This is a genomic window from Bradyrhizobium sp. 139, from assembly GCF_023074175.1.
GTDB lineage: Bacteria > Pseudomonadota > Alphaproteobacteria > Rhizobiales > Xanthobacteraceae > Bradyrhizobium.
Window position 1 is genome coordinate 51,895 of sequence record NZ_JADPKS010000067.1, and the last position, 9,155, is coordinate 61,049.

General features: G+C 63.3%; 23 protein-coding genes. 3 read left to right on the top strand and 20 right to left on the bottom strand.

Features of this window, described 5'->3' with window-relative positions; genetic code table 11:
• Positions 1-45: 45 nt before the first annotated feature.
• Genes IVA80_RS15470 through IVA80_RS15480 form a run of 3 tightly spaced genes read left to right on the top strand, consistent with a single transcriptional unit; the run spans position 46 to position 2,267 of the window.
• A complete protein-coding gene (locus IVA80_RS15470; RefSeq protein ID WP_247431379.1) occupies positions 46-489 on the top strand; it encodes a hypothetical protein in 444 nt (147 codons plus the stop codon).
• The gene (locus IVA80_RS15475; RefSeq protein ID WP_247431382.1) at positions 470-778 is read left to right on the top strand and encodes an endonuclease domain-containing protein; all 309 of its coding nucleotides are present in this window, start codon (positions 470-472) and stop codon (positions 776-778) included. Before IVA80_RS15470 ends, IVA80_RS15475 begins: the two co-directional genes overlap by 20 nt.
• Positions 779-821: 43 nt before the next feature.
• Positions 822-2,267, top strand: coding sequence for a terminase (locus tag IVA80_RS15480; protein ID WP_247431386.1), 1,446 nt, complete (start codon positions 822-824; stop codon positions 2,265-2,267).
• Here IVA80_RS15480 and IVA80_RS15485 read toward each other — a convergent pair.
• From IVA80_RS15485 to IVA80_RS15570, 20 genes are all read right to left on the bottom strand, one after another.
• The gene (locus IVA80_RS15485; protein ID WP_247431389.1) at positions 2,264-2,554 is read right to left on the bottom strand and encodes a hypothetical protein; all 291 of its coding nucleotides are present in this window, start codon (positions 2,552-2,554) and stop codon (positions 2,264-2,266) included. The genes IVA80_RS15480 and IVA80_RS15485 overlap by 4 nt on opposite strands.
• A 10-nt stretch (positions 2,555-2,564) precedes the next feature.
• Complete coding sequence (locus tag IVA80_RS15490; RefSeq protein ID WP_247431394.1) at positions 2,565-2,771, bottom strand: hypothetical protein; 207 nt, start codon at positions 2,769-2,771, stop codon at positions 2,565-2,567.
• Positions 2,772-2,874: 103 nt separating this feature from the next.
• A complete protein-coding gene (locus IVA80_RS15495; RefSeq protein ID WP_247431396.1) occupies positions 2,875-3,060 on the bottom strand; it encodes a hypothetical protein in 186 nt (61 codons plus the stop codon).
• Positions 3,061-3,171: 111 nt separating this feature from the next.
• Positions 3,172-3,486, bottom strand: coding sequence for a hypothetical protein (locus IVA80_RS15500; protein ID WP_247431398.1), 315 nt, complete (start codon positions 3,484-3,486; stop codon positions 3,172-3,174).
• Positions 3,483-3,911, bottom strand: a complete 429-nt coding sequence (locus IVA80_RS15505; protein WP_247431401.1) for a hypothetical protein — start codon at positions 3,909-3,911, stop codon at positions 3,483-3,485. The genes IVA80_RS15500 and IVA80_RS15505 overlap by 4 nt, the downstream gene beginning before the upstream one ends.
• Position 3,912: 1 nt before the next feature.
• The gene (locus tag IVA80_RS15510) at positions 3,913-4,335 is read right to left on the bottom strand and encodes a GNAT family N-acetyltransferase (RefSeq protein WP_247431404.1); all 423 of its coding nucleotides are present in this window, start codon (positions 4,333-4,335) and stop codon (positions 3,913-3,915) included.
• Positions 4,335-4,460 (bottom strand): hypothetical protein, encoded by a 126-nt coding sequence (locus IVA80_RS38350; RefSeq protein ID WP_256467407.1) that lies wholly within the window; start codon positions 4,458-4,460, stop codon positions 4,335-4,337. Before IVA80_RS38350 ends, IVA80_RS15510 begins: the two co-directional genes overlap by 1 nt.
• The gene (locus IVA80_RS15515; protein WP_247431407.1) at positions 4,457-4,684 is read right to left on the bottom strand and encodes a hypothetical protein; all 228 of its coding nucleotides are present in this window, start codon (positions 4,682-4,684) and stop codon (positions 4,457-4,459) included. Before IVA80_RS15515 ends, IVA80_RS38350 begins: the two co-directional genes overlap by 4 nt.
• Positions 4,681-4,962 carry a hypothetical protein gene (locus tag IVA80_RS15520; protein WP_247431410.1) on the bottom strand — a complete coding sequence of 94 codons (282 nt, stop codon included), beginning with the start codon at positions 4,960-4,962 and terminating at the stop codon, positions 4,681-4,683. The genes IVA80_RS15515 and IVA80_RS15520 overlap by 4 nt, the downstream gene beginning before the upstream one ends.
• Positions 4,963-5,080: 118 nt before the next feature.
• Positions 5,081-6,421: a hypothetical protein gene (locus IVA80_RS15525; protein WP_247431413.1), complete on the bottom strand. Its 1,341-nt coding sequence runs from the start codon at positions 6,419-6,421 to the stop codon at positions 5,081-5,083.
• A 10-nt stretch (positions 6,422-6,431) separates the two neighbouring features.
• Positions 6,432-6,620, bottom strand: a complete 189-nt coding sequence (locus tag IVA80_RS15530) for a hypothetical protein (protein ID WP_247431417.1) — start codon at positions 6,618-6,620, stop codon at positions 6,432-6,434.
• Positions 6,620-6,817 carry a hypothetical protein gene (locus tag IVA80_RS15535; protein WP_247431420.1) on the bottom strand — a complete coding sequence of 66 codons (198 nt, stop codon included), beginning with the start codon at positions 6,815-6,817 and terminating at the stop codon, positions 6,620-6,622. Before IVA80_RS15535 ends, IVA80_RS15530 begins: the two co-directional genes overlap by 1 nt.
• A complete protein-coding gene (locus IVA80_RS15540) occupies positions 6,814-7,122 on the bottom strand; it encodes a hypothetical protein (protein WP_247431423.1) in 309 nt (102 codons plus the stop codon). The genes IVA80_RS15535 and IVA80_RS15540 overlap by 4 nt, the downstream gene beginning before the upstream one ends.
• Positions 7,123-7,237: 115 nt before the next feature.
• Positions 7,238-7,627: a hypothetical protein gene (locus IVA80_RS15545; RefSeq protein ID WP_247431426.1), complete on the bottom strand. Its 390-nt coding sequence runs from the start codon at positions 7,625-7,627 to the stop codon at positions 7,238-7,240.
• A gap of 23 nt (positions 7,628-7,650) precedes the next feature.
• Entirely contained in the window at positions 7,651-8,025 is a 375-nt protein-coding gene (locus IVA80_RS15550; protein ID WP_247431429.1) for a hypothetical protein, read from the bottom strand.
• Positions 8,026-8,044: 19 nt separating this feature from the next.
• Entirely contained in the window at positions 8,045-8,260 is a 216-nt protein-coding gene (locus IVA80_RS15555) for a hypothetical protein (RefSeq protein WP_247431432.1), read from the bottom strand.
• 9 nt (positions 8,261-8,269) lie between these two features.
• A complete protein-coding gene (locus tag IVA80_RS15560) occupies positions 8,270-8,473 on the bottom strand; it encodes a hypothetical protein (protein ID WP_247431435.1) in 204 nt (67 codons plus the stop codon).
• Positions 8,474-8,485: 12 nt separating this feature from the next.
• Entirely contained in the window at positions 8,486-8,617 is a 132-nt protein-coding gene (locus tag IVA80_RS38355; RefSeq protein WP_256467408.1) for a hypothetical protein, read from the bottom strand.
• Positions 8,618-8,619: 2 nt separating this feature from the next.
• Positions 8,620-8,817, bottom strand: a complete 198-nt coding sequence (locus tag IVA80_RS15565) for a hypothetical protein (RefSeq protein WP_247431438.1) — start codon at positions 8,815-8,817, stop codon at positions 8,620-8,622.
• On the bottom strand, positions 8,814-9,008 hold the full coding sequence (locus IVA80_RS15570; protein ID WP_247431441.1) for a hypothetical protein: 195 nt from the start codon (positions 9,006-9,008) through the stop codon (positions 8,814-8,816). The genes IVA80_RS15565 and IVA80_RS15570 overlap by 4 nt, the downstream gene beginning before the upstream one ends.
• Positions 9,009-9,155 lie beyond the last annotated feature (147 nt).

Here is a 9,155-nt window from a genome sequence, read left to right on the forward strand (position 1 = left end):
GCGTCAATGCCCGGTCTATCTCCAAGTAATGCTGATGTAATCCTGGTGAAACTTGCGCGCGAAATCGCGATGGATATTCATCCGCTCGAATCTATACTCAAACAATACTCAATCGCGTCCGATGAGTGGGTCGCGCTCCAGCGAAATGGGCGGTTCGTCGCCCTGCTTTCGAGCGCCGTGGAGGAGTGGAATAGCGCGCTCAACACCCATGAGAGGGTGAAGCTCAAGGCCGCCGCCATGATGGAAGAGTGGCTGCCCGAGCTGAACAATCGCCTGCACGATCGCGACGAGGCGCTGCCGGCGAAGATCGAAGGCGGCAAGATGCTCGCCAAGATCGCCGGGATGGGCGAGCGGGCGCAGATCGAGGGCAGTAGCGGCGAGCGCTTCACCGTCACGATCAATCTCGGCAGCGGCGGGCAGCAGCTGGAGTTCTCGAAAGAGGTCCAGCCCAAGGTGATCGAGGGTGAGGTTGCCGCCGCCTCTGACTAGCTCAGAGCGCAGCCGGCGATGGCGTGCGCGCAACCCCAAGCGCGCCGAAGACTATCGGCTGCGGCGGCACTACGGCATCGGGCTCAGCGAGCGCAACGATCTGTTGCGGCATCAGGGCTGGCGCTGCGCCGGCTGCCACCGCCGCAACCGCTGGCGCAAGATCGTCGACCACAGCCACAAGACCGGCCGCGTGCGCGGCATCCTCTGTCACCACTGCAATCTCGTGCTCGGCCACGCCAAGGACAACGCGAACACGCTGCGGCGGCTCGCCTGTTACCTCGAAAAGTAACGCGTAAGACACATGCGAAACCCTCGCTGGGTAGCGCCGAGGGATGGCAAACATCACCTTCTCCGCGCCTCCGACCTGTGCGCGCTTCATGCAGTCCGCCGCCTTCGGCCGATTGATCGCCGGCCCGGTCGGCTCCGGCAAGACCACCGCCTGCCTGTTCGAGCTGTTCAGGCGCTCCTGCGAGCAGGCCCCCGCCCCCGACGGCAACCGCTACACCCGCTTTGCGATCGTCCGCCAGACCTTGAAGCAGCTCAAGGACACCGTGCTCAAGGACATTACGTCGTGGCTCGACGGCATCGCCTCCTACAAGGTTTCTGACAACACGGTCTACATCGCGATGGGCGACGTGCGCTCAGAGTGGATCTTGATCCCGCTGGATAGCCCCGAGGATCAGCGCCGGCTGCTCTCCATGCAGTTGACGGGCGCGTGGATGTCGGAGGCCATCGAGATGGACGTGGGCCTCGTGGACGCCCTCGCCGGCCGTCTGGGGCGCTATCCGTCGGCGCAGCTCGGGGGTGCGACTTGGTTCGGCATGGTCGCGGACACCAACATGCCGACCGAGGGCTCGGACTGGCACAAGTTCATGGACACGAACACGCCGCCGGATTGGCAGATCTTCATTCAGCCGGGCGGGCTGGAGCCAGGTGCTGAGAATCTCAACTGGCTGACGCAGACCACCGAGACGCTGAAGCTGCCGCAGGATGACCCGGACCGGCTGGCGCAGGGCCGCACCTATTACGAACGCTTGGCGCGCGGTCACGGCGATGACTGGGTACGGCGCTACGTTCATGCCCAGTATGGCAACGACCCCTCCGGCACCGCCGTGTTCCGCGAGAGCTTCAACCGCGCCTTCCATGTCGTCGAGGGGCTGACGCCGATCGCGCAGAAGCCGCTGATCATCGGTCAGGACTTCGGCCGCGATCCCTGCACCGTCATTTGTCAGCTCGACCACAAGGGGCGGCTGCTCGTGCTGCAGGAGGTGATCGCCGAAGACATCGGCCTTGAGCTCCATATCGAGAAGGCACTGCGGCCGGCGCTCTTCAGCGAGCGTTATCTGGGGCGGGCGATGGCGATGGTGGGCGACCCCTCCGGCGTGTCGAAGAGCTCGATCTACGAGGAGTCGACCTTCGACGTGCTGAAGCGCCTTGGCTTCAACGCCTTCCCGGCGCCAACCAACGATCTCGATCCGCGCTTGCGCGCCGTGGACGCCTTCCTGCTCGCCCAGCGCGACGGCGGCCCCGCCATGCTGATCGACCGCGACCGCTGCCCTGTGCTCATTCGCGGGCTGGCCGGCGGCTACCGCTATGCCAAGACCAGGAGCGGGCAGCGCAAGCCCGTGCCCGACAAGAACGAATTCTCGCACGTCATCGACGCGCTGCAATACGCGTGCCTCGCCGCGCATGGCGGCATGACCGGCTACTTCGCGCGGATGATGGCGCACCGCCCGCGGGCGTCTCGGCCGCGGATCACGCCGGGGGCTTGGACTTAGCTGCGCCCGTAATAGAGCCGGCGCAGCACCTCGTCGCGGGTGACGGCGGGCTCCAGCGCGAGCGCAGTCAGCACCTCGCGCCAGCTCTCTCCCCACAGCGTCTTGGCGACGTGGTGGTCGAACATCAGCGTGTCGACGCTCGGCTGTTCGTCCGTGCAAGAGCCGGTCGACCACATGATGTGATGACCGACGCCGATCTCGGTGGCGCCGTAGACTTCGCGAACGATCGCCTTGAGCAGCTCGGCGCTCTTGGCGTTGCGCTCGTTCTCCTGCAGCCAGATGCTCATGTGGGGCGCTTCAAGCGGCTTCCTCCAGCTCGCCATAGAGCGGCGACTCGGCGACCACCTCCGGCTTGCAGCCCTCCATATCCACGACGAGGAAATGGTGGCGGCAGCGGTCGTATTGGCAGCCGTAATAGAGTTTGGCGTTGTTCCCGGTGGGAACGTAGTATTTGAGCTGCGCTTGGCTTCTGCAAGCGGGGCACTCGTAGGTCTGGATCTGCATTGGTCGCCTCCCTGAAGGTGGAGAAGCGGTTACGCCGCGAGGGTTACACGAGGGTCTCATTCCCCCGTGGTAACGCCAAAGTTGCCCGAGTGTTGCAGGTAAGTCACTTTCGAACCACGAAGTGATCGGGATGCGCAGCGTAAAATTCGCGATCGGTTTTGCCCTCGCGGGCGATGCGCTCCGCATCGAGACGGCTTAGTGCCGCCTGCCATCGGCGATCGTCGGCGACGCGCGTCACGTAAGAGCAGAGCAGGCCCGTGAGGATGGCTGTGTAGATCAGCCGAGCCAAGGACCTAGCACCAAAGCCAATCGATCTCATCGGGTTCGCACGCTTGCCAGATGGTGGCGCCGGCAGGCCCGAGGGTCCAGAAGCCAAAGAACATACCCCATTGCGAACAGCTCATGCTGCCTCCTGCCTGCAGATCAGGCTTTCCCAGACCGCGATCGGCCGGTAGTGGTTCGACTCGCGGACGGAACACACCGTGTAGTTGGTGCGCTTGCAGTAGCCGAGCAGCGCGGCGCGCCTCATGACCGGACCAAAGGCGCGTGTGTCGTGTGTTGTTGGGGCCGCAGCGTCCGAATCGGCCAGCGCGAACACGTCATCAGAACTGAGGACGTGCCGGCTCAAACAGGTCGCGCGAACGAGGTCGAGCATGTAGCGGCTCCACGCTTCGTTCGCGTGCGCCTCCGAGCGCGCCATCGCGCTGGCCTTCATACCCGCGCTGCCTCGGTATCGGGCGCATCCGGACCGTCTTCGTCGATCGCGCCATCGAGCGCAGCGTCGAGGAAGCGCGCATTGAGGAACGCCACGGCGCCGAGCGCCGACGTCAAGAGCGGCGTCTCGATCTGGTCGTTGGTCGGCGACCAAGCGGAAAAGCCGTGGCCCTTGTGGTCGACATAGGCCAGCGCGACGAACTGCAGCTGGCCCGCCTTCGCCATCTCGACATAGCCCTCAAGCGTCGCGACGATCATGGGGTTGGCCGGCGGATACTTCGAGGTTACGCCAGGGTTACCTTCCGAGGTAACGGTGTTGTCGACGACGACCTTGGGCTTGAAGGGTACGAGGTTCTCGCGGCCGAACGGGATCTCGATCTGGCCGGCGAGCTCCGTCTCGATGTGGTCCTTCATTTCGTCGGTCATGTCAGAGGTCCTTTGTCCAGTAGACGGCGTCACGATGCGCCCAAGGGTTTGAGGGTGAGAAGGTGCGGTAGCCCGCGGCGATCAGGTTGTTGGCGGAATGCGGGTTGTCCCGCGTGTCGGTGATGATGTTCCAGAAACAGAGCTTGCGCGCCTTGATGTGCATCGCGCGCATCAGCCGGCGCTGCAGGCCGTGGCCGCGATAGTCCGGATCGACACCGACCCGAATGAAGTAGGCGGTGCAGTCGGTCTCGGCCTTCATGCCGATGAACCCGGCCGGCGAGTACGGCACGCGCTCGTTGAACGCGACCCACCACCAGCCATCCGCGAAGTCGACAAGATCAGCGCTATCCTCGAACGCGGCGTGATGCAGCTCGGTGAGGATCTCGGCCTGATCAAAGCCGTCGACTTCGCGGATGCGGAACATCAGCCCCCCAGCCGATCCAGTTCGTCTTCGATCGCATTGCAGGCGGCTTCCACGGGAAGCAGCATCAGATACGACCAGCCGATCATGTAGTCGCGCATCGCGCACAAGAAGAATGCTGGCATCATGCGAGGACGCCTTTCACGCGCAGCGCCTCGAAGAAGCGCCGGAGCGCGAAGCCGCGGGCGATCGACACGACCGTGAAGACGAGGCCGATCACGAAGTTGCTGGCGATCGGCAGGTGCACGCCGAACCAGGGAAGCACGATGATCTGCGTGGTTACCGCAATGAGGTAACCAATCGCGGTGTTGAGGATGGTCTCAATCAGCGAGGCGCGGCGGGTCTGCTTCATGCCGCCACCTTCAGCGCCTGCTGCTCGGTGTAGCAGTCCTGAATCCACTTCTGCAGAAGTGGTGCGGTGTAGAACACCGTCTTGCCGAGCTTGACATAGTCCGGCCCTTTGCGCTGGCCGCGCCATGTCGCCAGCGTGGAGATGCTGCCGAGCTGCAGGATCTTCGCGGTCTCCTCCTCGGTCAAAAGCCCGAGTGCACGGCGCGCGTTCAGTGCGGTGTCGTCGAGTTGGTGTTCCGGCGAAAGCTGGACCAGAAAATGCGGATTGTTGTCGTTCATGAGCCCCTCGATACTGAACTCTAAGTGAGTCCAAAGGGACTCACTGTCAAGGCGAAACTACAACAAAATCAACATGTTACGTATGGGATACTTTCAGGATACGTTGGTGTAACCCTGACTAGCTGAGCCCCATGCCGAAGCGCAGGATCGGCTTCAAGAGCGCCGCCTTGTTCGCCTGCCCCGCGATCCTGGGATGCACGAAGTCAGCGGCACTGGTGAAGCCTGCGGCATCGGATGCGGCCTTGGTCGACCAAGCCGGTGCGGCGCGCAGGTTGAAGATCGCGCAGCCCTTCGCATTGCAGCTCGCGGTGACGGCATCGATATACAGCTGCTGGCTGGCGGTGGCGCCGGCCGCGCCGCTATCGATCGGCGGCACGGTAAAGATGAAGTCGGCGCCCGCGGCATGCACTGCGTCGATCAGCGATTCGCACTGCGTCTTCACGGTGGCGACGGCGGTGCCGTTGCGCCAGCTGTTGATGATCCCGAGATCGCCAAACACGCAGTCCGGCGGGAACAGGTTGATCTGGTTGATGCGGCCGGAGCTCGGTGAGCCGGTGTTGTCGATCATCTGCGAGGCGGTGCCGCCCGACTGCGCCCACTGCCGCACCGTCACTTCCTTGCGGGAGCTGTCGTAGCAGTCGATGCCAAACAACGCGTTGGCGCCGGACACCCAGCTGATCTGAATGGTGTGGGCGCCGAGCGCCCCGAGCGGGATGGTGGTCTTGCGGATGGTGTTGGTGGCGTTCTGGACGATGTTGGTCGCCGCGCCGCCGTCGACACGGGCCGCAAGCGTGGCGCCGTTGAAGGCAGAGTTCTGGACCGTGTAAATATCCGCCGTGTCGCAAGGCTGCTGCGGCGTGAACGTCATGGCTGCCGTCGCGCTCGAAAGCGACATGCTGGCGCCGCCCTGAATAACCGACGAGCCCATTGCCGCGGTGCCGGCGACGGTGATGCGGCTGTCGCGAATGACGTAGTCGTTGAGGGACGTGCCAGAGAGGCCGTACCAGTTGTTGGCGCCAGACGGGATGCCGTCGGCACGGAACAGCGCGGCAAGCTGCTCGGCAACAGACAGTGGATACTGCGAATTGTATGGCACCGCCGTCTCGTCGACGCCGCGATCCGTGCTGTCACCCATGACGGCGAGGTTCAGGTTGCGGGTGCCGGCCAGCATGGCCTGATAGCCCGCGCGCAGCCGTGCCGTGGTCGCGGTGGTGAGATTTGAGGCGAAACCAATGCCGGCGAGCGCCACCTGAACTTCGATGATCTTCGCCGCGAGCTCGCCCTCACTGATCGTCCGGCTGACCGGATTGACCCCCGCCGCGGTCTGCAGCCGGATCACTTTCGCAGCGAAGTCCCGCGCGTCGATGTTCCGGCTGATCGGGCTGATGCCGGCGAGGCCCTGAAGCTCGATGATGGTTTTTTCGTAGTCCTGTTTGTCGAGCTTGAGTTTGGTAGCCAATTGAAATCTCCTATGCCTTCGGCCGGTAGAACCAATAGCCGATGACCTGCCCGTAGCCGGACACGATCGCGCCGACCATCATGCTCATGACGTTGCTGTTCGCGGCCGGCGGCCAGATCATCCAGGCGAGGAAGATCAGGCCGAAGCCGATGATGATCAGTGCTGACAGAATCAGGATCGGCAGATCGTTGTTCTGCATCAGTGCCTCACAGGTTCGGGCCAGTCGCGCAGCACGACCGTGATCCAGCCGGTGCCGTCGGGGTGCTCGGCGATGGCGGTGACCGCGGGCTCGGGGCCGCACTCGTCTCCGTTCGTGTCGTAGTAGTCGGTGAACCTCGCCAGCCGTCCATCGTCGAGAACGATCCCGGCGAGCTTCCGGCTGACGTAGTCGATCATGCCGTCTTCGCCTCCAGCTGCGCCTGCAGCTTCTCGGTCTTGGCAGCCTGCCCGGTCTGGTAGGGCATCCATTCGGCGAAGGCGAAGGTCTCCGCCGGCCGGTCCATCGCGCCTTCCTGGTAGAACAGGACGCTCGTGCGCGAATGCGAGTTGCCGTTGGCGTCGATGACCATCAGGTTCACACAGACGTCCGACCACACGGCGGAGATGTGTGCGGCGAGCGGCTGGCCGGCGAGTGCCGCCAGATCCTGTTGCGTGTCGGGCCAGTAATAGACAACACGGCCGACGGTTGGCTTGATGATCATGACTTCCCTTTGGTGGTGTCGTAGATGGCGAGGCAGAGCGAGAGGACGATCAGTCCGGTGCAGATGAACGCGATGCCCATCACCTGATGCAGGACGTGATCAACCATCGCCTGCCTCATGCGGGCTTGAGGTTGGCGTCGGCGACGACGCTGGCGGCCTGATCAAGATTGAGCGAGCTCGGCGAGGAGCTCGCAGGCTCGTCCAAAGGGGGGCCGCCGTTCGACATGGCGCCCACGGCTGCCTTGAGGTCGGCGTTGGCGGTGTCGAGCTGGCGCTTCATGTCGAGCACCTGGCCGACGGTGCTGGAGAGCTCGGTGGCGGACGCGCGCATGCCGGCGGCAGCGTCTGAGGCGGTCCGGATCGCATCCTTCGCCTGCCGGACAATCTCGGCAAGGCCCTTCACTTCGACGGACATTTTGCGGCGGCGCTCCTGGTTAATCTCGTTCGCCGAGATCAGCAGCTCGCCGCCAAACAACAGCCAGCGCGGGTGCGTCTCGGACCACATGGCCGAGCGCTACGCCGCCAGCGTTACCTATGTGTATCGCGGGAAAATTTATTCGCGCCAGCCGCGTCGGCGATCGCCTTGACTTTGGCGGCAGCGATACGGGCTTCGGCGACGGCTTCTGCATGACCGCGCTCGGCCTCGGTATAGGTCGCATAGCGCCGCGTGGTGTAGTTCAGCGGTCCGCCGAACACCATCGTCTCGAATAGCAGCGGGTCAGCGCCAGGAGAGAAGCTATGATCGAGCCCGAGAAACACCGTGCTGACGCTCGTGGTCTCGTTGATCTGGTCGTCCGCAATCTTCCGATTGTCGAAATTCGCGAACCACTCCGCCCACGTCATCAGATCGACCGCGACCGGCAGTCGGTTCAGCAGGATGTAGTAGGCGGGAAACGCGCTCATGCCTCAGTGGTGCACCTAGTTATCCGAGGAGATCGCGGCGCAGTTCTGCCGCCAAAGTCTCCAGAATGTCGGGCAGTGCGAGCGTCGTCGCAAGGTCGGCCTGACAGGAGAAGCCATTGCCGTGGTTGCCGCCGAGGACAATCAAGATCACCCCGCCGCCGCGCTCCTTGGTGACGCCAACCAGCTTGCCCGCTGCGGTGCAGGCGTCGTCATATTTGCCCGGTCCCAAAGCCATCGTCGTCCCTCAGTGCGGTTTGCTCGTGTGCTCCACACGCACGAACTCGTCGACCCAGTCGGCCGGCATCTTGAAGGTCTTGGCGAGCTGCTCAACCTTCGCACCATGCAACCATAGGAACCTCATCTCCTGCCGGACGTGGACCGGAACCGCGGCGGGCTCGGTGAAGTCTTCCTCGACCCATGTGAAGAACTTGCTGCCCGGTGTTGTCATGGTTTGATGGTCCTATTGGTATTTGAAGGCGGCCACGCCCGCGGCAACGAAGAAGATCGCCGCGGCAGTGCGGGGGCGGATCGTGCCGAAGATCGCCAGCATGGCACCGAGGAACAGCCAGCCGATCGCATCGAGCGAGGTCATGGTCACCCCACGAGGTAACGTGGTGGGTCGGGATTGCGGGCGATCAGCTGCACGTCGACGCCGTTGATCTTCCGCATGATGCTCAGCAGCTCGTCTACTTGGCGGTCCATATCCGGATCGTCGCGGATCTCGACCCACTGCTTCGTCACCAGGACCACAAGCAGTTGGCGTTCCATGTCCGTGAGCGGCAATTCGGTCATTGCAGTGTCGGTTGTTGTGAGACCGTCGCTGAAAACTTCTCGCTGAAGGTCTCGTTGAGCAACTGGCGCTCATGCAGCGGAAGATCATGGTACGCCTCGAAGGCTTTGGCGACCAGGAGATTTGCGAGGCTGATGCGTTCTTGGTCGATGGCGGTTTGCGCTTGCAGCAACAATTCGAGCATTCGATCCATCGCGCGTTCCGTGGTTTTGGGGTGTGAGGGTTTGATGGTGCAATCGGGAAATATAGGCACGTTCTCCGCGCAATGTAACCCTCATGTAACCAAGGTTTTTTCTGTCCTACATATTTTTAGGGTCCCCAAATAAGCAGGCCCCCAAGG